At 72.0% G+C, this 24689-nt stretch carries 24 protein-coding genes; 7 read left to right on the top strand and 17 right to left on the bottom strand.

Annotation, left to right across the window (positions count from 1 at the left end):
• Nucleotides 1-14: 14 nt before the first annotated feature.
• The 4 genes from PKF00_RS33180 (at nt 15) to PKF00_RS33165 (ending at nt 5240) form a co-directional block, all read left to right on the top strand.
• The gene (locus PKF00_RS33180; protein ID WP_271221661.1) at nt 15-443 is read left to right on the top strand and encodes a hypothetical protein; all 429 of its coding nucleotides are present in this window, start codon (nt 15-17) and stop codon (nt 441-443) included.
• 98 nt (nt 444-541) lie between these two features.
• Entirely contained in the window at nt 542-2224 is a 1683-nt protein-coding gene (gene polX / locus PKF00_RS33175; RefSeq protein ID WP_271221660.1) for a DNA polymerase/3'-5' exonuclease PolX, read from the top strand.
• 81 nt (nt 2225-2305) lie between these two features.
• On the top strand, nt 2306-3469 hold the full coding sequence (locus tag PKF00_RS33170) for a sulfite oxidase (RefSeq protein WP_271221659.1): 1164 nt from the start codon (nt 2306-2308) through the stop codon (nt 3467-3469).
• 259 nt (nt 3470-3728) lie between these two features.
• Nucleotides 3729-5240, top strand: coding sequence for a WS/DGAT/MGAT family O-acyltransferase (locus PKF00_RS33165; protein WP_271221658.1), 1512 nt, complete (start codon nt 3729-3731; stop codon nt 5238-5240).
• A gap of 17 nt (nt 5241-5257) precedes the next feature.
• On the opposite strand, the gene PKF00_RS33160 is transcribed toward PKF00_RS33165, so the two are convergent.
• Nucleotides 5258-5860: a TetR/AcrR family transcriptional regulator gene (locus tag PKF00_RS33160; protein WP_271221657.1), complete on the bottom strand. Its 603-nt coding sequence runs from the start codon at nt 5858-5860 to the stop codon at nt 5258-5260.
• A gap of 196 nt (nt 5861-6056) precedes the next feature.
• Here PKF00_RS33160 and PKF00_RS33155 point away from each other — a divergent pair, with 196 nt between their 5' ends.
• Complete coding sequence (locus tag PKF00_RS33155; RefSeq protein WP_271221656.1) at nt 6057-6980, top strand: aldo/keto reductase; 924 nt, start codon at nt 6057-6059, stop codon at nt 6978-6980.
• Between the two features lie 233 nt (nt 6981-7213).
• Here PKF00_RS33155 and PKF00_RS33150 read toward each other — a convergent pair whose 3' ends face one another.
• The 13 genes from PKF00_RS33150 to PKF00_RS33090 all read right to left on the bottom strand — a co-directional run bounded on the left by PKF00_RS33150 (nt 7214) and on the right by PKF00_RS33090 (nt 19379).
• On the bottom strand, nt 7214-8824 hold the full coding sequence (locus tag PKF00_RS33150) for a monocarboxylic acid transporter (protein ID WP_271221655.1): 1611 nt from the start codon (nt 8822-8824) through the stop codon (nt 7214-7216).
• Complete coding sequence (locus PKF00_RS33145) at nt 8821-9150, bottom strand: DUF485 domain-containing protein (protein ID WP_271221654.1); 330 nt, start codon at nt 9148-9150, stop codon at nt 8821-8823. Before PKF00_RS33145 ends, PKF00_RS33150 begins: the two co-directional genes overlap by 4 nt.
• Before the next feature lie 210 nt (nt 9151-9360).
• On the bottom strand, nt 9361-10599 hold the full coding sequence (locus tag PKF00_RS33140; protein WP_271221653.1) for a YcaO-like family protein: 1239 nt from the start codon (nt 10597-10599) through the stop codon (nt 9361-9363).
• Between the two features lie 5 nt (nt 10600-10604).
• Entirely contained in the window at nt 10605-10745 is a 141-nt protein-coding gene (locus PKF00_RS33135) for a hypothetical protein (RefSeq protein WP_271221652.1), read from the bottom strand.
• A gap of 79 nt (nt 10746-10824) precedes the next feature.
• Nucleotides 10825-12324: a sodium/solute symporter gene (locus PKF00_RS33130; protein WP_271221651.1), complete on the bottom strand. Its 1500-nt coding sequence runs from the start codon at nt 12322-12324 to the stop codon at nt 10825-10827.
• Nucleotides 12321-12725, bottom strand: a complete 405-nt coding sequence (locus PKF00_RS33125; protein ID WP_271221650.1) for a hypothetical protein — start codon at nt 12723-12725, stop codon at nt 12321-12323. Before PKF00_RS33125 ends, PKF00_RS33130 begins: the two co-directional genes overlap by 4 nt.
• Nucleotides 12722-13504 (bottom strand): LytR/AlgR family response regulator transcription factor, encoded by a 783-nt coding sequence (locus PKF00_RS33120; RefSeq protein WP_271221649.1) that lies wholly within the window; start codon nt 13502-13504, stop codon nt 12722-12724. Before PKF00_RS33120 ends, PKF00_RS33125 begins: the two co-directional genes overlap by 4 nt.
• A gap of 201 nt (nt 13505-13705) precedes the next feature.
• Entirely contained in the window at nt 13706-14902 is a 1197-nt protein-coding gene (locus tag PKF00_RS33115) for a sensor histidine kinase (RefSeq protein ID WP_271221648.1), read from the bottom strand.
• Between the two features lie 124 nt (nt 14903-15026).
• On the bottom strand, nt 15027-16187 hold the full coding sequence (locus tag PKF00_RS33110) for an acyl-CoA dehydrogenase family protein (RefSeq protein WP_271221647.1): 1161 nt from the start codon (nt 16185-16187) through the stop codon (nt 15027-15029).
• A 311-nt stretch (nt 16188-16498) separates the two neighbouring features.
• Complete coding sequence (locus PKF00_RS33105; RefSeq protein WP_271221646.1) at nt 16499-17074, bottom strand: hypothetical protein; 576 nt, start codon at nt 17072-17074, stop codon at nt 16499-16501.
• Nucleotides 17075-17587: 513 nt separating this feature from the next.
• Nucleotides 17588-18343, bottom strand: coding sequence for a DUF3618 domain-containing protein (locus PKF00_RS33100; protein ID WP_271221645.1), 756 nt, complete (start codon nt 18341-18343; stop codon nt 17588-17590).
• The gene (locus tag PKF00_RS33095; RefSeq protein WP_271221644.1) at nt 18340-18741 is read right to left on the bottom strand and encodes a phage holin family protein; all 402 of its coding nucleotides are present in this window, start codon (nt 18739-18741) and stop codon (nt 18340-18342) included. The genes PKF00_RS33100 and PKF00_RS33095 overlap by 4 nt, the downstream gene beginning before the upstream one ends.
• 116 nt (nt 18742-18857) lie before the next feature.
• Entirely contained in the window at nt 18858-19379 is a 522-nt protein-coding gene (locus PKF00_RS33090; protein ID WP_271221643.1) for a winged helix-turn-helix transcriptional regulator, read from the bottom strand.
• Between the two features lie 61 nt (nt 19380-19440).
• Between PKF00_RS33090 and PKF00_RS33085 the strand changes: the two genes are divergently transcribed.
• The gene (locus tag PKF00_RS33085; RefSeq protein ID WP_271221642.1) at nt 19441-20892 is read left to right on the top strand and encodes an MFS transporter; all 1452 of its coding nucleotides are present in this window, start codon (nt 19441-19443) and stop codon (nt 20890-20892) included.
• A gap of 107 nt (nt 20893-20999) precedes the next feature.
• Here the strand turns inward: PKF00_RS33085 and PKF00_RS33080 are convergent, their stop codons facing one another.
• Complete coding sequence (locus tag PKF00_RS33080) at nt 21000-21518, bottom strand: GNAT family N-acetyltransferase (RefSeq protein WP_271221760.1); 519 nt, start codon at nt 21516-21518, stop codon at nt 21000-21002.
• A 146-nt stretch (nt 21519-21664) separates the two neighbouring features.
• Here PKF00_RS33080 and mads6 point away from each other — a divergent pair, with 146 nt between their 5' ends.
• Nucleotides 21665-23080: a methylation-associated defense system protein kinase MAD6 gene (gene mads6 / locus PKF00_RS33075; protein ID WP_271221641.1), complete on the top strand. Its 1416-nt coding sequence runs from the start codon at nt 21665-21667 to the stop codon at nt 23078-23080.
• Nucleotides 23081-23359: 279 nt separating this feature from the next.
• Here the strand turns inward: mads6 and PKF00_RS33070 are convergent, their stop codons facing one another.
• Both PKF00_RS33070 and PKF00_RS33065 read right to left on the bottom strand, forming a co-directional pair.
• Entirely contained in the window at nt 23360-23515 is a 156-nt protein-coding gene (locus PKF00_RS33070; RefSeq protein ID WP_271221640.1) for a hypothetical protein, read from the bottom strand.
• A 166-nt stretch (nt 23516-23681) separates the two neighbouring features.
• Nucleotides 23682-24620, bottom strand: a complete 939-nt coding sequence (locus PKF00_RS33065) for a diacylglycerol/lipid kinase family protein (protein WP_271221639.1) — start codon at nt 24618-24620, stop codon at nt 23682-23684.
• Nucleotides 24621-24689: the final 69 nt, after the last annotated feature.

Raw genomic sequence — 24689 nt, 5'->3', positions numbered from 1 at the left:
CGAGAGGTTGATCTATGAACAACGACGCCGTCTGGGTACGAGGCGTGACAGGCATCCAAATGCACCACACCACGGACCTTCAGGACGCCAGCCGGTTCCTGGGCAACGCGGTGATGGCGCTGCAGGCCGCGCACGTGCGAACCGGCGACGACCGGTACTCCGGCCTCGTCGCTCAGCTCAAGACCGTGGTGGCGCAGGCGCGAGGACTGGAGACCCAGGCCAGGGCGAACATGCACGGGCTGCACTCGGAGGATCCCGAGCAGTTCGTCCGTTGCCGCAACGGCGAGGAGCCGTGGCCCGACGAGATCCAGGCGGGGTTCATCCCGCGCCACACCTGCAGGGACCAGTGCCTGTACCACGACCACAACGTTCTCGACGCCATCATGCAGTGCACCTGCGGGCAGCCCCCGTGCCGGGCGTGCGCCATCGGCGGCGCGCTGTGAGACGCCCCCGAGGATGATCGTCTCCGCGGGCGCGGGAGGGACCGGGCCCGCGGGGAAGTGCTTCGGGAAGTGTCGGTGTGATCTCCTAGGCTTTGACCATGGCACGAGCTAACGACGCTGTGGCGGCCGCCCTCGAGGAGTACGCCGAGCTGTTCGCGATGACGGGCGGCGACGCCTTCCGGGTGCGCAGCTACCAGAAGGCTGCCAAGGCGATCGCGGGGTTCCCCGAGGACATCGCGGCCACCGCGGTGCGGAGCGTGCCCGGCGTCGGAGAGGCGATCGCCAAGAAGGTCGAGGAGTACCTCGAGAGGGGCGGCTTCCGGCAGCTCGACGACCTGCGGGAGAAGGTCCCGGAAGGGGTGCGGCGGCTGACCCGCATCCCCTCCCTCGGGCCGAAGAAGGCCGTCTTCCTCTTCCAGGAGCTCGGCGTCGACTCCCCCGAGGCCCTCGCGGAGGCCATCGGCCAGGGGCGGCTGCGGGGGGTGAAGGGCTTCGGCCCCAAGACCGAGGAGAACCTGCTCAAGGGGATCGAGCAGCTGGAGCGCACCAGCGCCAGGGTGCACGTCGGCGTGGCCATGGACCTGGCCGAGCGGATCGTCGCCTCGCTGCCCGCCGAGCGGATCGCCTACGCGGGGTCGTTGCGCCGGATGAAGGACACCGTGGGCGACATCGACATCCTGGCGGTCGGCCCGGTGAGCATGATGGACGACTTCAAGGCCATGCCGTACGTCGCCGAGGTCATCGCCTCCGGCGAGAAGAAGACCTCCGTGCGCACCCACGAGGGCCTCCAGGTCGACCTGCGCGTGGTTCCCGCCGGGTCGTGGGGGGCGGCGATGCAGTACTTCACCGGTTCCAAGGAGCACAACGTGCACCTGCGCGAGATCGTGGTGAAGAAGGGCTGGAAGCTCTCCGAGTACGGCCTGTTCGACGGTGACCGGGTGGTCGCGGCCGAGCACGAGGAGGACGTCTACCGGGCGCTCGGCATGCCGTGGATCCCTCCGACGCTGCGGGAGGACGGCGGGGAGATCGCCGCCGCGCTCAGGGACGCGTTGCCGGTCCTGGTCACCGAGGACGACCTCAGGGGCGACCTGCACACCCACACCGACCTGACCGACGGCATCGCCTCGCTGGAGGACATGGTCGCCGCCGCCCACGCGCGCGGCCACTCCTACTACGCGGTGACCGACCACGCCCCCGACCTCGCGATGCAGCGGATGACCCTGGACAAGGCCCTGGAACAGCGGGAGCGGCTGCAGCGGCTCCAGGCGAGCTATCCGGACATGCGGCTGCTGCACGGCACCGAGCTCAACATCGCCCCCGACGGCTCGGTCGACTGGCCCGCCGAGGTGCTGGCGGGCTTCGACGTGTGCGTGGCGAGCGTGCACTCCCACTTCACCCAGTCGCGGGAGGAGATGACCCGCAGGTTCGTCGCCGCGTGCGAGAACCCGCACGTCCACATCATCGGCCACCCCACGACGCGCAGGATCGGCAGGCGGCCCCCGGTCGACGCCGACTGGGACGAGGTCTTCCGCGCCGCCGCCCGCACCGGCACCGCGATGGAGATCGACTCCTTTCCCGACCGTTCCGACCTCCCCTCGGACCTGGTGCGGCTGGCGCACCACCACGGCGTGCGGTTCTCCATCGACAGCGACGCCCACGCGGTTCCCCATCTGGCCAACCAGCGTTTCGGGATCGGCATCGCACAACGCGCCTGGCTGACCGCCGACGACGTGATCAACGCCTGGCCGCTGGAACGGCTGCTAACCTTCCTAGGTCGCTGAGGGTCACAGAACCGTCACCCTCCTTCGTAAATTACATGCTTTCCCGATAGGGAATGGGTGTAGCGGAACAGGAGGTGCCGCATGCCGTACGAGAACCTGGACGACGAGGCCGTTCACCGGCGCACCCCCGCCGGGCGAACCCGTGACCGGCTCCGGCACGTCGCCTCGCCGATCGTCAAACCGCTGCCCCCCGAGCTGTTCGTCCCGCACGGCACCAACGCGGAGATGCGCTGGGAGGCGATGCGCGGCGTCGGCTACCACGTGCCCAACGACCGCTTCTTCGTGCGCAGCCACACCTCGACCCCGATCATCGACGCGGCGACCTGGCGTCTCGAACTGCACGGCTCCGGGCTGAGCGCCCCAGGAAGCCTCGGTTACGAGGATCTGCTCGCGCTGCCCTCCGTGACCATGGACGCGGCGATCGAGTGCGCGGGCAACGGCCGGAGCTTCTTCGGCGCCCAGCAGGGCCGACCGACCTCCGGCACCCCGTGGCGGCTCGGCGGCATCGGGGTGGCCCGCTGGCGCGGGGCGCGGCTGGCCACGGTGCTCCGGCGGGCGGGGCTGACCCCGGACGCCGTCGACGTCATGCCCAGGGGGCTCGACGCGGAGTACGTCGCCGGCGGGGTCAACCACGGCCGGGTGCGTCGCCCGATCCCGGTGTCCAAGGCGCTCAAGGACGTGATCCTGGCCTACGAGATGAACGGCCGGCCGCTGCCCCCCGACCACGGCCACCCCGTGCGTCTGGTCGTCCCCTCCTGGATCGGCCTGGCCTCGATCAAATGGGTCGGCGACATCGAGGTCTCGACCTCCCCCCTGAGCTCCCCCTGGAACACCGACTTCTACCGGATGTTCGGCGAGGCCTACCCGCCGGAGGGCGGCGACCCGCTGACCGCCCAGGGGATCAGGAGCGCCTTCGAGTTGTCCTGGGAGGCCACCCTCACCGCCGGACGCCCGCACGTGCTGCACGGACGGTCGTGGTCGGGCAACGGCAGGATCACCGGGGTCGAGGTGAGCTTCGACGGCGGAAGCGCCTGGCGGCCCGCCCAGCTGCGCGGCTCTCATGTCGTGTCCGCCTGGACCCGCTGGCACGTCACCTGGCATCCCCGCCGGTCCGGACCGCACACCCTGCTCGCCCGTGCCTCGGACGAGACAGGCGCGGTCCAGCCCCTGCGCACCCCGCACAACGAGTACGGCTACCTCTTCGACGGCGTCGTGCGCCACCCCGTGACGGTCGTGAACGACTGACCACCGCGTCGGGGAAGCCCGAACCGGCTCATGTCATTCGAATACGTAACTCTTACCTCTCCAGACCTGTGTGGGATGTCTTCCCTGTACCTCGTACGTATTGAGTGGTAATGCGGGACATCACACCGGAACCGGCGGCCGGACCATCGGGCGTCGTCTGGAAGACTCCGAGAGTCGACCCGACGAGACGAGGCGGAAACGAGGCGGAGTGATGATGACCGTGACCAGCTTTCCAGCCTTTCGTCAGAAGGTTTGACCGATGCGCCAGCTGACCGCCCTCGACGCGCAGTTCCTCCACGCCGAATCGGCGACCACCACGACCCACGTGGCCGGCGTCGCGATCCTCGACCCGGCCTGCGCTCCCACGGGCGCCGTGACGCGCGCGGCCCTGATCGGCCTGCTGCGCGAGCGGCTGCACCTGGCTCCAGCGCTGAGCCTGCGCCTGGTCGACGTGCCGTTCGGCCTCGACCGTCCGTACTGGGAGGAGGTCGCCGATCTCGACGTCGCCGACCACGTCCACGAGACGACCCTCCCGTTGCCCGGCGACGACGCCCAGCTGGCCGAGCGGGTCGCCCGGCTCCACGAGCGGCACCTCGACCGGAGCCGTCCACTGTGGGAGATGCATCTCATCCAGGGCCTGACCGGCGGACGGGTCGCGCTCTACGCCAAGGTCCACCACTGCGTCGTCGACGGGGTCACGGGCGCGGAGACGCTGGCCGCCCTGCTGGACCTCACCCCTGAGCCCCGCGCGGTCGAACCGCCGTCGACGCCCCCGCCCGCGAGCGAGACCCCGGAGGCGGGAGAGATGCTCGCCGTGGCGGCGGCCCGGCTCGTGGCGCACCCCGCCAGGGCGCTGCGCGCGCTGGGCAGGATGGCGGCCGACCTCGACGCGATCCCGGTCGCCTCGGCGCTGCCCGGCGCGCGGCTGGTCGCCGAGGCCGCCAGGGCGATCTCAGGCGGCCCCTCCGAGCTGCCCGAACTGCCCCCGCTGACCGCCCCGCGCACGCCGTTCAACGGTCCGATCAGCGCGGAACGGCGTTTCTCCTACGGCTCGATCCCGCTCGCGGACGTCAGGCACGTCGCCAGGGCCTTCGAGATCAGCCTCAACGACGTGGTGATGACGGTGTGCGCCTCGGCGCTGCGCGCCTGGCTGCTGGAGCACGACGCGCTGCCGGACCAGCCGCTGATCGCCGCCGTCCCGGTCGCGGTCCGTACGGCGAGCAGGGCGAACACCGCGGACACGGCGGGCGCGGACGACGGCGCGGACACGGTCGGCAACCGGCTCTCCGTCATGATCACTCCGATGCCGACGGACGTGGTCTCTCCCGTCGAGCGCCTGCGGGTCATGGGGCGGACGATGCGCGCGGCCAAGCGCAGGTTCGCCGGTTCGCCGGCCACCTGGCTCGGTGAGCTGTCCTCGGTGCTGCCCCCGGCCCTCAGCGCGCTCGCGACCCCGGCGGTCTTCCGGCTGGCCTCGATCGTGCTGCCGCCGATCAACCTGATCGTCTCGAACGTGCCGGGGCCGCAGCTGCCGCTGTACCTGTGCGGGGCCCGGCTGCTCGCCTACTACCCGATGTCGGTGCTGAGCGACATGAGCGGCGGTCTCAACATCACCTGCTTCTCCTATGACGGCTCGCTGGACTTCGGCGTCGTCGCCTGCCCCGACCGGGTCGAGGACGTGTGGCGGCTGATGGGCCACCTGCAGGAGGCGATGGACGAGCTGGTGGGACTGGCCGGTCCCCGCCCGGCCACCCGGATGGCCCACGCCTGAGCGGCGGGTCCCCGCCGTCACCCCAGCGCGTGGGCGATCAGCTCCGCGACGGCGTCGGGGTCGATGTGGTGGCCGGTGAGCTGGCAGAGGTTCTCCTGGTGAAGCAGCACCGCGGCGAAGGTGACGGCCGCCACCTCGAGCCGGGCGGCGTCGCCGCGCGGCGTGGGCAGCGCCAGCTCCAGGGCGAACCGCGCCCGCCGGATGATCTCGCCGTTCAGCCTTCCGAGCCGGTCCCGGACCGAGCCGTGGGTGTCCGCCTCGCGGAACAGGATGCGGCGCATCGCCGGGGAGGCTCTGAGCGGCAGCCTGCGGGCCAGCCGCGACAGGCTTCTCGCCGCGTCACCGGGGACGGCCTCGACCTCGGGAGCCTCCTCGACGAGCGTGCGCTCGTCGATCAGGGCGACCAGCACGTCGATCTTCTTCGGGAAGTAGTGGAAGACCAGTCCCTTGGGCACGCGGGCCAGACGGGCGATCTCCGCCGTCGGGGTCGCCTCGTAACCGCCTCCCGCGAACAGTCTCTCCGCGGCGTCGAGGATGCGCGTGCGCGCGTCCTGAGTCTCCTGGTCGGAGGCGTCGCGCGTGCGCCTGGATGTGCCTGAGCGCTGTCTGAGGCTGCCCACAGCCCGACGATAGCCTCCGAGCAGCGCGGATTTCCATGCCGTAGGGGGGACAGCGCCGTACGTCCCGTCAGGTCTCGCGTCCGGCGCCACGGGAACCCCGGCCGTCTCCTCCCGGGCGTGGCGCACGACGACGCCCGTACGGCTCGGCGAGGGTCCCGGTGAGATTCACGATCATCCGGCAAATAGGCTGACCCGCATGAGCATCTCTGAGCTGAACCTCTTCCCGCTCTGCCTGGGCGGCAACGTGTTCGGATGGACCGCGGACCGCGAGGCCTCCTTCGCCGTGCTGGACGCCTACGCCGAGGCGGGCGGCAACTTCGTCGACACCGCCGACTCGTACTCCGAATGGGTTCCCGGGAACTCGGGCGGGGAGTCGGAGACCGTTCTCGGCGAGTGGATGGCCTCCCGGCGCAACCGCGACCGGATCGTGGTCGCGACCAAGGTCGGCTCGCTGAGCGGCCGTCCCGGGCTGTCGGCGGCGAACATCCGCCTGGCCGTCGAGGACTCGCTGCGGCGGCTGCGGACCGACCACATCGACCTGTACTGGGCCCACGTCGACGACAGGCAGACGCCGCTCGAGGAGACCCTCGGCGCGTTCGACGCCCTGATCCGCGAGGGCAAGGTGCGCAACATCGGCGCCTCGAACTACGAGGCCGAGCGGCTCGGCGAGGCGTTGGAGATCTCTGAGCGCGAGGGCCTGGCCCGCTACGGGGTGCTGCAGCAGCACTACAACCTGATGGAGCGAGGCTACGAGGGCGCGCTGCGCGAGGCGGTCGCCGCCGGGGGGCTGACCAGCACGCCGTACTTCGGCCTGGCCCGTGGCTTCCTGACCGGCAAGTACCGCCCCGGCGTCGAGGTCGACAGCCCCCGCGCGGGCTCGGCCTCGGAGTATCTGTCGACCGAGCGGGGCCCCAGGGTGCTGGACGCCCTGGACAGGGTGTCCGCCGAGCACGGCGTCGCCCCGGCGGCCGTCGCCCTCGCCTGGCTGGCCGCCCAGCCGACGGTGGCCGCCCCGATCGCGAGCGCCCGCGACGTCGAGCAGCTCAGGCCGCTGCTCGCGGTCGCGGAGCTGAAGCTGAGCGAGAGCGACCTGTCCCTGCTGGACGAGGCCTCACGCTGACGGACCGGAACGGCCCGTCAGCGGGCGGGCCCGGGCGAGACCTCCGCTGACGGGCCCGGCCCCGCCCTCTCGCGCAAGGCCCGGCCTGCCGCTCAAGGGCCCGGTCCGCCGCTCACGGAAGGACCCGGCCGCGTGAGGGGCCCGGCCGCCTCACGCGGCCGGGCCCCTGAGCCGGCGGGCCGGGCCCTGCCCCGCCCGGAATCGTTCGGGGCGGCTCACCTGCCGGATCCGGCTCAGTGCTGGACGGCCTTCTCCGCGCCGATGCCGGTGAGCGAGCGGACCTCGATCTCGGCGTACTTGGCCGGGTTGTACTCCTTGCTGAGCCTGGCGCCCAGGAAGCCCGCCAGGAAGCCCAGGGGGATCGAGACGATGCCGGGGTTGCTCAGCGGGAACCAGGCGAAGTGGGCGTCGGGGAACAGCGAGGTCGCGCTGCCGGAGACGACCGGGGAGAAGATCACCAGGATCAGCGCGGAGAGCAGGCCTCCGTAGATGGCGGAGACCGCCCCGGCGGTGTTGAAGCGCCTCCAGAACAGGCTGTAGAGGATGGCGGGCAGGTTGGCCGAGGCGGCGATCGCGAAGGCCAGCGCGACCAGGAAGGCCACGTTCTGCCCCTGTGCGAGGATGCCGAGCCCGATGGCGACCGCGCCGATGACGAAGGCCGAGATCCGGGCGACCGTGACCTCCTCCCTCTCGGTGACGTCGCCGCGCTTGAACACATGGGCGTACAGGTCGTGGGCGAAGCTCGACGAGGAGGCCAGCGTCAGGCCCGCGACGACCGCCAGGATGGTCGCGAAGGCGACCGCCGCGATGATCGCCAGCAGGATCGTGCCGCCCACGCTGCCGAAGATGGCGTCGCCGATCGCCTTGGCGAGCTGCGGCGCGGCGGTGTTGCCCGCCTTGTCCTGTGCCGCGATCGTCTGACCGCCGACCAGCGCGGCCGCGCCGAAGCCGAGCACGAGGGTCAGCAGGTAGAAGACGCCGATGATGCCGATGCCCCACAGGACCGACTTGCGGGCCTCCTTCGCGGTGGGAACCGTGTAGAAGCGGATCAGGATGTGCGGCAGGCCCGCGGTGCCCAGGACGAGCGCCAGGCCCAGGCTGATCAGGTCGATCTTGCCGGCGATGCCCTGCGCGGCGGTGCCGTACTTCAGGCCGGGGATGAGGAACTGCTCGCCCTTGCCGCTCTTCGCCGCGGCCTCGCCGAGCAGCGAGGAGAGGTTGAAGCCGTACTTGCCGAGCACCAGCAGCGTGATCAGGGCCGCGCCGCCCATCAGCAGCACGGCCTTGACGATCTGGACCCAGGTGGTGCCCTTCATGCCTCCCACGACCACATAGACGATCATCAGCAGGCCGACGCCGACGATCGTCAGGGCCTTGCCGGTGGGCGAGGTGACGCCGAGCAGGAGGCCGACCAGCGCGCCCGCGCCGACCATCTGGGCCAGCAGATAGAAGATCGACACGGTGATGGTCGAGACGCCCGCGGCGGTGCGGACCGGACGCGGGCTCATCCTGAAGGCCAGCACGTCGGCCATCGTGAACTTGCCGGAGTTGCGCATCAGCTCGGCCACCAGCAGCAGCGCGACCAGCCAGGCGACCAGGAAGCCGATCGAGTACAGGAAGCCGTCGTACCCCGACAGGGCGATGATGCCCGCGATGCCCAGGAAGCTCGCCGCCGACATGTAGTCGCCGCCGATCGCCAGGCCGTTCTGCACACCGCTGAAGGATCGTCCGCCGGCGTAGAAGTCGGTGGCGTCCTTGGTGTTGCGGCTCGCCCAGAGGGTGATCCCCAGCGTCGCGGCGACGAAGATCAGGAAGAGGACGGTCGACAGGGTCTGCTGGCTCACGCGGTCTCCTTCTCGGCCTCGTGACGGATCTCGTCGGCCAGCGGGTCGAGCCTGCGCTCGGCGTAACGGGAGTACGCCCAGGCGATCCAGAAGGTCGAGACGAACTGGAGCAGGCCCAGCAGGAGAGCCACGTTGACGTGGCCGACCAGCTTGACGCTCATGAAGTCACGTGCCCAGCCGGACAGCACCACGTAGAGCAGGTACCACGCGAGGAACGCCGCGGTCATCGGGAACGCCCAGGAGCGGAAACGCCGCCTCAGCTCCTGGAAGCCCTCTTCGCCCTCTATCCGTTCGTACACCGATGAGTCATGCTGCCTGGTGGTCATCGGACCTCCCGCGAATGTGATCTGGATCACGGACAACGTAGGAGGGGACGTTACCCCGCGAGGAGCCCCGGAGAGGGACTCTTCGCCCAGGCGTCGTCACTCCGCGTTCAAGTGGGGATGACTTGCGGTGAAAGGTCGCTCTTGTGCGCCAAGCGGTTCTCTACCCCCGCCTCAGCCGTGAGGCGCGTGCGGCCCGGCGGGACGGCCGCGTCACCGGGGGGCCGCCAGACGCCGTACGGCCCGCCCCGTGGGAAGGACCGGAACGGCGCTGTGGACCATGGAGAACGTCTCCATCCCGGGAACGATCACCGTGAGCACCGGGCACCTGTCGTGCTCGGGATTCCAGCGGAAGGAGTACGCCGCGAACCCGGCGCGCTCCAGCGTCTCCAGGATCACGGAGATCTGCTCGTCCACGCCCTCGGGCCCGGCCTCCGGCAACCGCGCGTCGAACTCCAGGCGGCCGATCAGCGGAGCGGGGTCGAGGCGGGCGCAGCGTTCGAGCAGCGGCCAGCGCCGCAGGCTCTCCAGCCTGCGCCCCAGGGTCAGGTCCACGCCGAGCGACAGGTTGAACGACGACTGGATCACCTCGGTCAGCGCCCGCTCGACCGCGTACTCGGCATCGAGCGACGCCCCTGAGCCGATGACCCCGGGGTGGGGGCCGGCGCGTGAGGGAAGCGCGCAGTAGGCGGGGATGCCCAGGTCCGAGGTGATGTCGATGATGATCGGGAGCGCTCCCAGATGGACCGCGGCCTCACCGTGCAGGCGTCGCAGGTCCGGCGGGAGAAGCTCGGGGTCGAGCGCGGAGAGACGTGACCCGCCGTCGAGGTACCACTCGAGGAGGGCGTGGGACAGCGCGTCGCGCTCGACGACCTCGAGCAGGCCGTGCAGGAGCGCGTCCGACTCGGTGACCCCCGCGGCCGTGCCGTTGTCGTAGGCGTAGCGGAGATACGGCTCGTAGCGCAGATCGTCGCCGGGGATGGGGTGGCTGCGACAGGAGGGCGACCGGGAGAAGGCCGGGTACCACAGCGAGGACCGCCCCGGCCCCAGGGGCTCGGCGCACAGACAGGCGAGGTCGGCGTCGGGGTAGTCGCGGGCGAGCCGTTGGATCATCTCCTCCCCGCGCAGCTCGGGCTGGGAGACCACGGCCGTGACGGACATCGTCCGCACCCGGCGACGGTCCCGGGCGAGCGCCGCCTGCCCCTCCTCGTGCTGCAGGTGCTGCCAGGCCTCGAACAGCGCGCTGACCCTGCTCTGGACGCCCGCCCCCTTGCCGAGGGAGGCGGTGACCCGGCGGCCCTGCGGGTCTCGGACGGTGCAGCGGTGCACGGGGAACTCCGCGGGGCCCCCGGAGACCAGCTCGGTCGACAGGCCGCGGTCGGCGAGGACCGATTCGATGACGGCGAGCGCTCCGGTGGGACCGGTGCCGCGCTCCCTCTGGGCGCGTGCCATCCCTGTCAGATCGCCGTCGGGGCGAACCGGACGGTGAAGAACTGGTCGAGGAGCACCCTCTCGGACAGGGTCACGGAGAAGTTGTCCTCCAGCTGGAAACCGTCCGGTTTGAGAAGCGACTGGCCGTTGGAGTTGCTGTTGCCCATCGCGCGCGCTCCTTACATCACTCGACTAGTTGGACCTTCCGTATATTACAGATCATTTCGACAGATGTAATGGATCAAGTCAAGATGAGCGTGGATGCCAGTCACCACGGTCGAGATCCAAGGTCTCCGGCGTGTGCAGACGGACCATGGTCCTGGCCACGCCCGGCGGAATGCGGGCGGGGGTGAGCAGCGAGACGACGACCATGACAGCGAAGGCGACCGGCACCGACCATGCCGCGGGCTGGGCCAGCAGGGCTCCGGTCAGGCCGGTGTGCGGTCCTCCCGCGATCGTCATGAGCACCGCGCCGCAGGCCAGCCCGCCACCGACGACCAGGCCCGCCATCGCGCCCGCCGACGTCAGGCGTCGCCACCAGATGCCCAGGACCAGCAGCGGGCAGAAGGAGGAGGCGGAGACCGCGAAGGCCAGCCCGACCACGTCGGCGACCGGCAGCGAACGGGCCGTCGCGGCCAGGCAGAGCGGAACGACCACCGCGACCACCGCGGCGGCGCGGAACGAGCGCACCCCGCCCTTGAGGATGTCCTGGCCGATGACCCCCGCGACCGAGACGGTCAGCCCCGAGGACGTCGACAGGAACGCCGCGAACGCCCCCGCCGTCACCAGCGCGGTCAGCAGGTCGCCCGCCGCTCCCCCGACGAGCCGCCCCGGCAGCGTCAGCACGACCATGTCGCTGCCCCGCAGGCCGGGGAGGTAGATCCGGCCCAGCGCCCCGTAGACGGCCGGCATCAGATAGAAGGCGCCCAGCAGCGACAGGACCGCCAGCGTCGTACGGCGCGCGGCCCGCCCGTCGGGGTTGGTGTAGAAGCGCACCAGCACGTGCGGCAGCCCCATGGTGCCCAGGAAGGTGGCCAGGATCAGCGAGTAGGTCGAGTAGAGGCCGTACTCCTTGCCGCTGGACAGCGGAAGCGCCCAGCCCGCCGCGTCCCCCGCCGTCAGGCCGGGCGCGCCGTCCGCCCGCCAGGCCAGCAGCAGGAAGACCAGCGGCACGGCCAGGGCGGTGAGCTTGAGCCAGTACTGGAAGGCCTGCACGAACGTGATGGACCGCATGCCGCCCGACAGCACGTTCACCGCGACGACGACCGCGACCAGCAGCCCTCCCGCCCAGTCGGGCGCCCCGGTGATGGCCCGCAACACCAGGCCCGCGCTCTGGAACTGCGGCATCAGGTACAGCCAGCCGATCAGCACGACCAGCACCCCGGCCATCCGGCGCACGGCCATCGACTCCAGGCGCGCCTCGGCGAAGTCGGGGAGCGTGTAGGCGCCCGAACGGCGCAGCGGCGCGGAGACCAGGACCAGCAGCACCAGGTAGCCGCCGGTCCAGCCGACCGGCAGCCACAGCATGTCCGCGCCGTAGAGGAGGATCAGCCCGGCGATGCCCAGGAAACTCGCCGCCGACAGGTACTCCCCTCCGATGGCGGAGGCGTTCCACAGCGGGGAGACCGTGCGGGAGGCGACGTAGAAGTCGGAGGTGGTCCGCGACAGGCGGATGCCGAACGTCCCGATCAGGACCGCGGCCAGCATCACGAGCACGACCGCGGTCACGCCGTACGCGGTGCTCACCTGGCCTGGTCGACCAGGTCGGCGAAGTGACGCTCGTTCCGCTCCGCCTGCCGTACGTAGAGCCAGGCCCCGGTGACGAACCCCGGGTAGATCAGGCCGGCCAGCACGACCCACGGCAGGGGGATCCCCAGCACCAGGACCCCCCGCAGCTCCGGCACCAGCAGGAACAGCAGCGGCAGCCCGCCGACCACGCAGCCGAGCACGGTGCACACGAACAACGCCAGCCTGAACTGGGTGCGCACCAGCGACCGCATGTAGACCTCGCCGAGGCGGGTCTGCTCGTCGATCTCCCTGGTCGCCGGGTAGCGGGGATGACGGGCGGCCGTGGTGCGGGGGCTGGTGACCACCTCCCGGCGCGGCCTTCGCGGCTCAGGGCCCCCGGACGCCGACGCCCTGCTCATTCGGGGCTCATTCGGGGCTCGTTCGAGCGGCCCTTGCGCGCCCTGCGGACCAGCAGGTCGCGCAGCTCGCGGGTGTGGCGGCGGCTGACCGGGATCTCGGTCTCGCCGATGCGGACCACGCAGCGCCCCGAGTCGATGTGCAGTTCGTCGATGTGCTTGACGGCGACCAGATGACTGCGGTGCACCCGCACGAACCCCGCGGACGACCACCGCTCCTCCAGGGTCGCGAGCGAGATGCGGACCAGGTGGCTGCCGCCCGCGGTGTGCAGGCGCGCGTAGTCGCCCTGCGCCTCGACGTAACGGACCTCGGTGCTCGTCACGAACCGGGTCACACCGCCCAGCTCAACCGGAATGGTCCCGGGGTCCGCGCGGCCCGAGCCGTCGCCGTCCGGCAGCTCGGCCGAGACGCACACCCGGCGGACGGCCTCGGCGAGCCGCTCCGGCCTGACCGGTTTGAGCAGGTAGTCCTCCGCCTTGAGCTCGAAGGCGTCCACCGCGTGTTCCTCGTAGGCCGTCACGAACACCACCCGGGGCGGGTTGACGAACTGCGACAGCAGCCTGCCGAGCACCACCCCGTCCAGACCGCGCATCCGGATGTCGAGGAAGACCGCGTCGATCGGCCGGCCGTCGGCGATCGCCCGGTCCAGCACCCGCAGCGCGGCGGCCCCGTCCCTCGCCTGGGAGACCTCCTCGATCCTCGGATCGTCCCGCAGCAGGTAGGCCAGGTCCTCCAGGGCGGGAAGCTCGTCGTCCACCGCCAGAACACGCAGGCCGGTCACGCTCGCTCCTCCGGATCGTCAAGGTGGGAGTCCCTAGAGGGTGATGAATCAGACATCAACTGTCAACAGTTCCTGACCCGCCAAATCCCGGGGAAGCGTCCGCGCGACCGGACGGACGACGGGAGCGCCCCCCGGGAATCCGCACCGGCCTCCCTCCTTCCACCTCCTCCTCCGGGCCCGCCGGGCCGCCCGCCGTACGGGTCAGTGGGCGGAGACGCCGGGGTGGTACTTCGGCAGGCGGACGCTGACCTTGGTGCCCGCGCCCTTGCCGGTCTCGGCCACCAGGCCGTACTCGTCGCCGTAGACCTGGCGCAGGCGCTCGTCGACGTTGGCCAGGCCCACTCCCCCCGTCCCCGAACGCTCGTCGGCGTCACCGGCCAGGATCCGGCGCAGCCGGTCGGGCTCCATGCCGACGCCGTCGTCCTCGACGCTGATCCGGCACTCGGAGCCGGCGTCCTCGGCGACGATCGAGATGCGGCCGACGCCGGGCTTGCTCTCGAGGCCGTGCCGCACCGCGTTCTCCACCAGCGGTTGCAGGCACAGAAACGGCACGGCGACCGCGAGCACCTCGGGGGCGATCCGCAGCGTGACCTGGAGCTGGTCGCCGAACCTGGCGCGTTCCAGGGTCAGGTAGCGGTCGATGGAACGCAGCTCCTCGGCCAGCGTGGTGAACTCGCCGTGCCGCCTGAAGGAGTAGCGGGTGAAGTCGGCGAAGTCCAGCAGCAGCTCGCGGGAGCGGTTGGGATCGGAGCGGACGAAGCTCGCGATGGTCGTCAGCGAGTTGTAGATGAAGTGCGGGGAGATCTGCGCGCGCAGCGCGCGGACCTCCGCCTCCATCAGCCGCGTCCTGGAGCGGTCGAGCTCGGCCAGCTCCAGCTGGGAGTCGACCCAGCTGGCCACCTCGTGCGTGGCCCGCACCAGGCCCGCCGAGGCGTGCCCGCCGTAGGCGGCCAGCGAGCCGACCACCCTGCCGTCCGTGGTGAGCGGCACCACGACGGCGTACCTGATCGGGCACTCGGGGACCTCGCACGAGACGACCTCGGGGCCGAGGACCTGCGTGCGGCCTCCGGCGAGGGTCTTGGCGGCGTGGGCGAACGCGTCGGGAGCGTGGTGGTCGCCCTCTCCGTCGTAGACCAGCAGCCGCTGCTCGTCGGTGATCGCCAGCGCCGGGGAGCCGAGCAGCTCCCGCAGATGGCGCGAGGCCTTCTGGGTGCCCGCCTCGGTCAGCCCCGCCCGCAGCGGCGGCGCGGCGAGAGAGGCGGTGTGCAGGGTCTCGAAGGTGGCGCGCTCGGCGGGGCTGCTGCCCAGCTCACGTCTTCCGCGCAGCACGCGCGACAGCACCAGGGCCGGGACGCCGACCAGGGCGGCCACGAGCAGCACGGCGACGAGGGGTTCCACGTCCGGGACCCTATCTTCGCACGTCCGTGAACGCCTCTTCGACGGACATCGGATTGACCGCCCTCACCCCTTTACTATGTAGATCATTTAATGGGCGAGGGGCGGCGCGGCCGGGCTCCGCCCGTCACCAGCCGACCTTGGCGATGCCGGCGATCAGCGACCTGGCGATGACCATTCGCTGGACGTCGTTCGTGCCCTCGCCGATGGCCATCAGGGGAGCGTCACGGTAGAGGCGCTCCACGACGAACTCCTGGGAGTAGCCGTAGCCCCCGTGGATCCGCATCGCCTCCACCGACGCCCGCAGCGCGACCTCCGAGGCGAAGTACTTGGCCATCGCCGCCTCCGCGGTCGCCGTGCCGCTCTCGGAGCGGGTCGCCGCCCAGTAGGTCAGCAGCCTGGCCGCCTGGATCTCGGTCGCCATGTCGGCGAGCTTGAGCTGGATGGCCTGGAAGTCGGAGATGGGCCTGCCGAAGGCGCGGCGCTCACGCGAGTAGGCCAGCGCGGCGTCGTAGGCGCACTGGGAGACGCCGACGGCGCGGGCGGCGATGTTGACACGGCCGAGCTCCAGCGCCGACAGCGCCTGCTGCATGCCCCGGCCCTCGACCCCGCCGAGCAGGGCGGAGGCCGGAACCCTGACGTCCCGCAGCGCGATCTCGCAGGTCTCGGCGCCCTTGTAGCCGAGCTTGGGCAGGTCCCGGCTGACGGTGTAGCCCGGGACGCCCGCCTCGACCAGGAGCAGGGACATGCCGCGGTGCGCGGGTTCCGCGGCGGAGGTCTTGACCAGGACCGGCATCGGGTCGGCGTGACGGGCGTCGGTGATCCACGTCTTGACGCCGTTGACCACGTAGTGGTCGTCGGCAAGGACCGCCCGGGTCTGGATCCCCTGCAGGTCGGTGCCCGCGGCGGGCTCGGTCAGCGCGATCCCGGTACGGCGGGCGCCGGTGGCCAGGTCGGGCAGATAGGCGTCACGCTGTTCCCGTGTGCCGTACCTGGCGATCATCCAGGAGGCCAGTGAGTGCGAGCCGAGCAACCCGGCCACTCCCATCCACCCGCGCGAGATCTCCTCGAAGACCAGCGCGAACGACACCCGGTCAAGCTCGAGCCCGCCGTACTCCTCGGGGATCGTCATCCCGAACAGCCCCATCTCCTTGAGGCGTTCGACGATCTCGGCGGGACAGCGGCCCGCCCGCTCCCACTCGGAGGCGACCGGCACGATCTCCCTGTCGACGAACTCCCTCAGGGTCCGGCGGAACAGCCTCTGCTCGTCGTTCAGCTCGAAGTCCATCGCGGGAGGTCCTCGAAGTCCTCGTGGCACCGGCCGAGGCCGGGCTCGCGCACGGTCACGGAGCTCTCCCCGAACGGTGGGATCTTGACGCCGGCGGTCCGCCGTTCCGCGAGACGTTCCCGACCTTCCCGCAACGGACTCCCCCCGGGCGGCAAAGAGCCGTTGACCGCGGGGGCCTCACCACGACGGCAGAGCCCGCCGATCGCGTTCCCCGCCCGGAGGAGAGGGCCGCCGGGCCCGCGGTTCGCACCCCCGGGCCGTCCCGGCGCCGCCGCCCAGGGCCCTCTCCCCGGCTTCGGGGCGCCCCTCCCTCAGGGGTGCACCGTCGTGGTGACGGTCCTGGTGAAGCGGAAGTTGCAGTACTTCTCGCGAGACCTGAGGCGGCCGTCGCGCCGTTCGAACTCCTGCTCGTTGAGCCCGTCGAAGCTGTCGAAGCCCAGCTTGGCCAGCGCGACTCCCCCGCCGTGGCGGGCGAGACGGGCGGTGAGGACGACCTTCCCCTGGTGCGGGATCTCGCCGCGGACCCGGCACCAGACGCCGTCGGCGTACCTGCGGCAGGGAAGGGTGGCGATCCGCCTGCCCGCGCTGTCGAGGAGCGCGGCCTTCGCGGGGGTCCTGGCCCCCTTGGGGAACGTGCCGCCCACCCAGAAGGAGCCCCAGTAGGGGGCGAAGGACTCCATCCACTTCATGGAGTAACCGAGGGTGTAGGTGACGCGCCCGCCCTGGGGCACGCGAGGCGTGGCCTTGGCCGCCACGTCGATGGTGATCAGGGCGTCCCGCTGACACTTCTTGGCGGTGGTGAGACAGGCCGCCTCGGCGGGGGCGATCGGGGAAAGGGCGACTGCGACGAGGGCCAGACCCGCGGTGAGGCCGAGAGCACGGCGCATGAGACCTCCAGGGTTTCCTGCCGGGCGGAGCCGTCCGCGCGCGTACGGCTCGCTCCGGATTCGGACGCCCACGGTCGGGGGGACCGTGGGCCGTGTCACGGCTGCGGCGGGAGCCCGCGGTCTCGCCGACGACGGTCGTCCCACCGGCGGTCCCGGCGAGGTCCGCGAATCCCACACCGATCACAACGTACGGTTCCCCTGAACGGTTCAGCGGGACGGCTCCGGGAGCGACGTGCCGTCCGGAGCGCCGGGGAGCGCGGATTCCGGGCGGGCGGAAAGGAGGGGGTCCGCCGCCCACCCGGAAACGGCCAGATTACCCCGGCATACGCGCCTGTGGTTATCCCCGCGCTCGCGCGCGCCCGAGCCTGTCCCCCGCCCGTCCGCAGCCCTCGTGCCGTGAACTCTCCCGTGTCCCGCGCTTCGCCCCGTGTTCTTCCACCTTTCACCCGCCGTCCCCCGGTCCCGGGACCCGGGGGACGGCGGGCGCCGGGGCGGTGGCCGCCTCTCCCCCGGCTACCTCTTCCTGCCGCGCCTCAGCAACCGCACCACGACCAGGGCCAGCACGGCGACCGCCGCGACGGTCGCGACCGGACGCTTGCCGACCTGCGTGGTGACCTTCTCCGCCGCGTCCTTGACCTCGACGGGGGTCACCTCCTTGACCCGGCCGACCATCTCGGGAGCGGCCTCCCTGACCCGGCTGACCACCTCGGTCGCGGTCGTCGCGGTCGCCGCGCCCACCCGGCGCAGCTCGTCGCCCACCTGGGCGGCCGTCTCGTGAACGCGGCCTTTGACGTCGGTCTTGTGCACCAGAGCCTCCACTGTGTCGCCCAGTTCTCGACGGTCGTTCTCGATGTCCCGTCGCACGGATTCCTTGCTCGTCCTGTCGTCTGTCTTACCGCGCGCGCCCCCGCCGCCGGCCTCTCCCGCCCCGGCGACGTCCGGCGTCGCGGCGGTCGCCGTGCCCGCCTCCACGGCGCGGGCCGTCCGGCCGCCCTCGGACGCCCCGGACGCGGCGCCCGGGGCCGCGGACGCCGTGCGCTCCGGCTCCGCCCCGCCGGTGGCCCCCTCGGCGAGCCGGGGCGTGCCGTCGAGTTCCGAGGGCGGGAGACCGAGGTCGGCGGAGGGCACGCCCCCGGGCGCCTTCGGCGGGAGGTTCAACGACATCTCCTCGTCCCGTCTCACGGACTCGCCGACCTCCTGCCTGCGGGCTCCGACCGTCCCCGCGTCCAAAGTCTCGTGGTCAGGCCTCTCCGGGTCGGTCTCGGTCATCGGTGCGCCCTCTCCTTCACCACGTCGATGTCCTCCTTGAGGCTCTCGATGGTCCGCTCGGGAGCCGGCGGGACGGCCTCGGACACCTGACGTTTGCCGAGGAACCCGAGAGCGGCGGCCACGATCAGGAGCACCACGCCCACGATCGCGGCGGCGGCCCACGCCGGCATCGCCAGGGCGAGCAGCAGGATCACCGCGGCCACCAGCGAACCGCCTCCGAACAGAGCCACGACGCCCGCCCCGCCGAACAGTCCCGCTCCGATCCCGGCGTGCCTGCCCTTCTCGGCGAGCTCCAGTTTGGCCAGCCGGAGCTCGTCCCTGACGAGACGCGAGACCTCCTCCGACATCTGCCGGATCAGCTCGGCCGTGGACAGGGCGTCCTTGGGGTTGTGGGTCATGGCATTCCTCCCTACAGGAGAAAGCGCCTACCCCGTCCTGCCACGGCAAACCTCTCGCCGACGACGATTGATCGGCGCGTTGCCCGTCCTTTCCCCGGCGGCGACGGCGTGCCGGTTCAGCCGGGCAGCGGCCGCAGCATTCGGTGGGGGCGGCGCAGGGCCACGCTGACCGGGTCCTGACGGGTGCGGTCCGCGCCGGGGCCGGGGCGGACCTCGATCTCCTCCAGCGGGGGACGCGCTCCGCAGGCCGGGCAGAGGCCGTCGCGGTCGAGCCGCGTCCCGCAGGGCTGGTGGTCGAAGATCCGGTGCGGGCCGTTCGCGGACAGATGGCGCTCGCCCCAACGGGCGAGCAGGTGGACGGGGGCCCACAGCTCGCGCCCCATCTCGGTGAGGACGTACTCGTCTCTCGGCGGCGAGTCCTGGTAGGGGCGCCGTTCCATCACTCCCGCCTCGACCAGGGCCTGGAGGCGCTGGGAGAGCACGGCGCGGGGGATGTCGAGGTGGGCGAGGAAGTCGCCGTAGCGGCGGACGCCGTACAGCGCGTCGCGGACGACCAGCAGCGTCCATCGCTCCCCGACGAGCTCGAGGGCGCGGGCGAGCGAGCAGTCCTGACCTTCGTAGTTCTTGCCGAGCGCCATGACCCCCATGCTAGTTCATTCACCGAACCCTCTCGTGCTACGGTCGAAGTAAGTTCAATGAATGAACCGAAAGAGGGCCTCGATGACGCTCACCACGGCCGGCCGCCCGCACGACGCCCGCTCCGGCGCCACCCGGCCCCTCACCCTCGCGCTCGCCTGCGCCGCGCCGCTGCTGGTGCTCGTCGACTACACCGCCCCGATGGTCACGCTGCCGCAGACGACGCGCGACCTCGGGGCGGGCCCCTCGGGGCCCGCCTGGGCGCTGAACGCGATCGCGCTCGGCCTGGCGGCCCTGCTGCTGATCGCCGGAGACCTGGCGGACAACTACGGGCGGCGGCGGATCTACCTGGCCGGGATGTGGGCGCTGGCCGCCGCGAGCGTCATGGCCGCCCTCTCGGTGAACACCGCCATGTTCGTCACGGCGAGGCTCGCCCAGGGCGCGGCGAGCGCGGGGCTGCTCACCGCCAGCCTGGGCGCCGTCGGGCACGCCTTCCCCGAGGGGCGTGAGCGCCTGCGCGCCACGGGACGCTACGGGGCCATGCTCGGCCTCGGCATCGCCACGGGCCCGGTGATCTCCGGCGCGGTCGCCGCGGTGACGAGCTGGCGGACGGTCTACTGGGTGGTCGCCGCGGCGGCCGCGGCGCTGGCCGTGCTCGCGGCCGGGCGGCTGCCCGAGTCGAGGGCGGACGAGCCGAGGCGTCTCGACCTGCCCGGCGCGCTCCTGCTGGCCTCGGGGCTGGCCGCGCTGGTCACCGCGACGACCGAGGGCCGCGGCGGCTGGTCCCGCCCCGTCGTGATCGCCGCCTTCGCCGCCGCGGCCCTGCTGCTGGGCCTCTTCGTGGCGGTCGAGCGACGCCGCCGCGCCCCGCTTCTCGACCTCGGGCTGTTCCTGCGCCCGCTCTTCCTCCTGGCCACCGGCGGGGCGCTCGTCGTCGGGATCGTGGTGGTCGGGCTGATGAGCTTCCTGCCCGCCGTGCTGCAGCTCTCCCGCGGCCTGACGCCGCTGGGCGGCGCGGCCCTGCTCGCCCTGTGGTCGGGAGTGTCCTTCCTGACCTCCCTGCAGGCCCGCCGCCTGCCGCTGGCGGCCCGCGGCGGCCTCGGGCTCGGGCTGCTGCTGGCGGCGGCGGGCACGCTCCTGCTGCTGGGGGCCGCGGACCACGCAGGCTGGGTCAGGATCGTGCTCGGCCTGACCGTCGCGGGCGTCGGCAGCGGCCTGATCAACTCCTCCCTCACCCACCTGGCGATCGAGAGCGTGCCGCCGCACCGGGCCGGGATGGGGGCGGGGGCGGGCAACACCGCCCGCTACGTCGGCTCGCCGCTCGGCGTCGCCCTCATGGCCGCCGTCGTGGGCGGCGCGGGACCGTCCGCGGGAACGGACGCCACCCTGGTGGCGTGCGCGGCCGTCGCGACCGTGGCAGGCGGCGGCATCCTGCTCACCGGTCGTCGCGCGGGACGGGGCCCGGCGGCCGCCGGAGCGCCGCCGCGGGGCCCCCGCCCGGCGTCAGGGCGGTGAGCGTGGACGTCGCACTCACCGGGGGAGCCGCGTGCGCCCCGTCAGCCCCGTCAGCCGCGCCCGCGCGGACGTCGGCGGCCCGTACGGACGCCCGCGGACAGAGCAGATCAAACAGACGAAAGAGTGTGGAGATGGAACTCGACGGTCTCCTCTCCCTCCCCGCCCCACCAGGGCTCGGACAGGAGCCGGGTCAGGGCGAACCCGTTCTTGGCCGCGACCCTGCACGAGGCGGCGTTCCCCGTGGCGTGCCGCAGGTCGAGCCGTGACAGCCCCAGGAAGGCGAAGGCCCACCGCCCGGCCACGCCGACCGCCCGGGTCGCGACGCCGCGCCCTCTCGCGTCGGGCAGGACCCAGTAACCGACCTCTCCGCGCTCGCCGGCGACCCTGACCCTGACATGGCCGAGCGCCTCGCCGCTCGTCGCGTCGGCGACGGCGAAGGAGGGCGAGGAACCGTCGGCCCAGTCGGCGACGCGCTGGGCGAGCCAGGCCCTCTCGTCGGCCTTCTCCAGGGAGCCGGTGGCCCAGCGCCGGATCTCCGGATCGCGCAGCGCCAGCGCCGCCACCAGGGCGTCGGCCTCCGTCAGGCTCCACGGCCGCAGGTGCAGCGTGCCCGCGGTGATCTCCATGGGTTCCACACCGGCCGAGCCTACTCCGCGAGGTCCACTCCGGCCGAAGGAGCCGGGCGTCACGGAGTGGCGGAAAAGTAGGACAGGCGAGATCATGAGACCCTTGCCCTACTTCAGGCACTGCGAGGAAGGGCGGCACGCTAGAGATGGCACAGATCGTCGGTGGCGGACGCCCGGTCAACGACGCCGAAAGGCGGGTCGTCGCACACCTGCGGGACAACGCGCCCGACGACTGGCTGCTGCTGCACAACATCGAGGTGCCCCGGGACGACGACGGGTTCGAGGTCGACGTGATCGTCGTGACCCGTCATTCGCTCTGCCTCATCGACGTCAAGGGAACCAGGGGCCGCATCGAGGTCGCCGGGACGCGCTGGTTCCCCTCGAGGCGGGACGCCTTCGGCTCGCCGGTGGTCAAGCTGCGCGGCAACGGGCGGGCGCTCAAAGGCCTGCTCACCCAGAGTCACCGGGAGCTCGAGCGGGTGTACGTCGACAGCGTCGTCGTGCTGACCGGCCCCGACACCGAGCTGGTCGACCCCGCGGGCCGGGACTCGCGGCACGTCACCGACCTTCCCGGCCTGGTCCGCACGCTGAGCGACGTCTCCCGGGTCAGGCGGGGGTACACACCGGACGCGACGCCGTACCGCACCGCGATCCTCGAGGCGCTGAACGGCAGCGTGCGGCGCTCCACCTCCCCGCCGCGCTTCGGCAACTGGGAGGTGGAGGAACAGCTCGGCGGCGACAACCGCATCACCGAGTACCGGGCGATCAACGCGACGCTCCCGGGGAGCGAGACGGTCCTGCTGCGGGTGTACCGGGCCGACCCGCTGGCCGAGGAGGAGCCCAGGGCCGCCGAGCGGCGGCTGATCGCCAACGCCTACCAGTCGCTGACCCGGATCCCCCCGCACCCGTGCGTCGTGCGTTCCCGCGACTTCTTCGCGATCGACGACGAGAGCCGGTTCGTCCTGGTCCTCGACGACGTGCACGGCCAGGCGCTGCACCTGCACCTGTCCGCGTCGCGGCGGACGCTGTCGACGGCCTCCAGGCTCGACGTGATCGAGGACATGCTGCTCGGCCTGGCCCACGTCCACGCCAACAACGTCATCCACCGCGCGCTCAACCCCGCGTGCGTCCTCGTCACCGAGGACGGCAGGGCGATGCTGACCGGGTTCGACTACGCCAAGCCCGGGCCCCGCGCGCACACCGTGGCCGGTGAGCTCCCCAACGTCCTGGACATCCACTACGTCGCCCCCGAGTGCCAGGCCAGGCCGGAGCGGATGACGGCCTCGGCCGACGTGTACGCGGCGGGGGTGATCGCCTTCCAGCTGCTGACCGGCGAGCTGCCGCCGCAGGGGAACGACGAGGAGATCCCGGCGAACGGCGTGCCCGCCGAGGTGATGGACCTGCTGCGGCGGATGCGCGACCACGCGCCCGCCGGCCGTCCCTCCGCCGCCGAGGCGCTCGACGCCCTGCGGCGGGCCCGCGAGGGACTCGCCCCCGAGCGGCGGGAGCCCCTGTTGCTCGACAGGCTCCGCAACCGGTTCCTGCGCGCCTCCCGGCGGTAGGCGTACCGCGGGTTCGTGGCGGCCACTCGTGGTCAGGTCCGGTGCCGCCCGGTTCGCCGCCGAGAGCACCCGGTACTCGATCCCACTTGCTGAATCCGCTGACACGGCCGGTGCCGTCGTCATCGGTCTCGCGCCGGCCGACGGCTCGGTCCGGCGTGCGGTCTTCAACGGCAGGGTCCGCGCCGCCTCGGCGGCGCGGACCGTCCGAGCACGAACCGCGCGTGGCGCGAAGGCTCAGCGAGGCCCGTGCTCAGCGTTCAGTGATCCACCGAACAGAACCTAGCGGCGGGGCCCGCCCGAGCGGAAACGGTTCACGAACTCGCGCAGCCTGCGCTGGTTGCGCGGATCGCGAGCCATCGTCTTGGCCTTCTCCATGTTCCTGCGCCCCTGCGGGCTGGCCAGGTAACGCCTGATCTTGTCCACCAGGGATGTCATGTCGTCCTCCAACCGTTCGGGGAGGACGCCTACCCCGGAGGGCGGCTTCTAACCGGCTCCCGACCGGCCGGGTGACGCCCCGGCGACGGCTCGGGAACCCGGTCACGGCCCGGGGCCCGGAGGACCCGGCTCGGGGCTCGGTCGGGCTCAGGGGCCGGCGGCGGGCTCAGGAGTCGACGAAGTGGGCGGGGACCATCACGCGCAGGCCGTTGGGAACCGTCCTGATCGTGATGGGGGTCATCAGGCGAACCTCGCCGTCGACGTCGGCCGCCATCGGAGGGTCGGTCTCCAGGTACATCTCCTGGCCGACGACGAAGGGGCCGCCCGCGAGGCTGCGCCAGCGACCCGTGGTCGCGCGCACCAGGGTCTCCAGCAGCAGGCGCAGGCGCTTGCCCGAGCCGAGCTGGTAGGCGACGAGCCTGCCGTTGTCGATGCTGATGTCCCTGGCCACCTGCCAGCCGCCGTGGAAACGGCCGTTGGCGATGTTGAGCTGGTGGGTGAGCAGCTCGTGGCGGCGGCCGTCGGCGGTGATGAAGGCGCGGAAGGGGCGGTGGCGGGGCAGGATCGTCAGGGCGGTGAGCGGGTAGGCCGCGCGTCCGAGAAGGCGCTTGAGCCAGGGCTTGACCTTGCCCGCGACCTCGACGGAGACGCCGAAGCTCGCCAGGTTGGCGAACTCCCTGTCGCCGGCGACGCCCAGGTCGATGTCGGCGACCTTGCCGGTGCTGAACACCCGGATCGCGCCCGGCACGTCCAGCGGGAGGCCCAGGCTGCGGGCGAAGTTGTTGGTCGTGCCCAGCGGCAGCACGCCGAGGGCCACGTCGCGGTGTGCGACGTGCTTGACGGCGGCGCTGAGCGTGCCGTCGCCTCCGCCCACGACGAGCAGGTCCGGGCTCTCGGCCAGGGCCGCGTCCAGCGTCGCGCGCAGGCGTCGGGGGTCGACCACGGCGAAGGCGCGAATCGGTTCGAAGCCCTCGGCGCGAAGCGTGCCGATCACCCGGGGATAGAGGCGGCGGCCCCGGCGCGAGTGCGTGTTGACCACCACGCAGATCCTGCGTCCGGTCAGGATGGCCTCGGTGTGCTCGGCCTTGCTTCGAAGCTCTCCCACGCTGCCCCTCTTCGATCGGTGCTTCCCCGTCAGATCGTAGGGCCCCGCCCCCCGGGGGGGGGGGGGCGC

The organism is Streptosporangium carneum (assembly GCF_027922005.1).
Classification (GTDB): Bacteria; Actinomycetota; Actinomycetes; order Streptosporangiales; family Streptosporangiaceae; genus Streptosporangium; species Streptosporangium carneum.
The sequence above is the reverse complement of the archived record's forward strand: the minus strand, read 5'-3'. Positions and strand labels throughout refer to the sequence as shown.

What these genes read in the sequence shown, in the direction of transcription:
- PKF00_RS33180 (WP_271221661.1), top strand. Translation starts at nt 15, where the DNA reads ATGAACAACGACGCCGTCTGGGTACGAGGCGTGACAGGCATCCAAATG.
- polX (WP_271221660.1), top strand. Translation starts at nt 542, where the DNA reads ATGGCACGAGCTAACGACGCTGTGGCGGCCGCCCTCGAGGAGTACGCC.
- PKF00_RS33170 (WP_271221659.1), top strand. Translation starts at nt 2,306, where the DNA reads ATGCCGTACGAGAACCTGGACGACGAGGCCGTTCACCGGCGCACCCCC.
- PKF00_RS33165 (WP_271221658.1), top strand. Translation starts at nt 3,729, where the DNA reads ATGCGCCAGCTGACCGCCCTCGACGCGCAGTTCCTCCACGCCGAATCG.
- PKF00_RS33155 (WP_271221656.1), top strand. Translation starts at nt 6,057, where the DNA reads ATGAGCATCTCTGAGCTGAACCTCTTCCCGCTCTGCCTGGGCGGCAAC.
- PKF00_RS33145 (WP_271221654.1), bottom strand. Translation starts at nt 9,150, where the DNA reads ATGACCACCAGGCAGCATGACTCATCGGTGTACGAACGGATAGAGGGC.
- PKF00_RS33140 (WP_271221653.1), bottom strand. Translation starts at nt 10,599, where the DNA reads ATGGCACGCGCCCAGAGGGAGCGCGGCACCGGTCCCACCGGAGCGCTC.
- PKF00_RS33135 (WP_271221652.1), bottom strand. Translation starts at nt 10,745, where the DNA reads ATGGGCAACAGCAACTCCAACGGCCAGTCGCTTCTCAAACCGGACGGT.
- PKF00_RS33125 (WP_271221650.1), bottom strand. Translation starts at nt 12,725, where the DNA reads ATGAGCAGGGCGTCGGCGTCCGGGGGCCCTGAGCCGCGAAGGCCGCGC.
- PKF00_RS33110 (WP_271221647.1), bottom strand. Translation starts at nt 16,187, where the DNA reads ATGGACTTCGAGCTGAACGACGAGCAGAGGCTGTTCCGCCGGACCCTG.
- PKF00_RS33105 (WP_271221646.1), bottom strand. Translation starts at nt 17,074, where the DNA reads ATGCGCCGTGCTCTCGGCCTCACCGCGGGTCTGGCCCTCGTCGCAGTC.
- PKF00_RS33100 (WP_271221645.1), bottom strand. Translation starts at nt 18,343, where the DNA reads ATGACCGAGACCGACCCGGAGAGGCCTGACCACGAGACTTTGGACGCG.
- PKF00_RS33095 (WP_271221644.1), bottom strand. Translation starts at nt 18,741, where the DNA reads ATGACCCACAACCCCAAGGACGCCCTGTCCACGGCCGAGCTGATCCGG.
- PKF00_RS33090 (WP_271221643.1), bottom strand. Translation starts at nt 19,379, where the DNA reads ATGGCGCTCGGCAAGAACTACGAAGGTCAGGACTGCTCGCTCGCCCGC.
- PKF00_RS33085 (WP_271221642.1), top strand. Translation starts at nt 19,441, where the DNA reads ATGAACCGAAAGAGGGCCTCGATGACGCTCACCACGGCCGGCCGCCCG.
- PKF00_RS33080 (WP_271221760.1), bottom strand. Translation starts at nt 21,518, where the DNA reads ATGGAGATCACCGCGGGCACGCTGCACCTGCGGCCGTGGAGCCTGACG.
- mads6 (WP_271221641.1), top strand. Translation starts at nt 21,665, where the DNA reads ATGGCACAGATCGTCGGTGGCGGACGCCCGGTCAACGACGCCGAAAGG.
- PKF00_RS33070 (WP_271221640.1), bottom strand. Translation starts at nt 23,515, where the DNA reads ATGACATCCCTGGTGGACAAGATCAGGCGTTACCTGGCCAGCCCGCAG.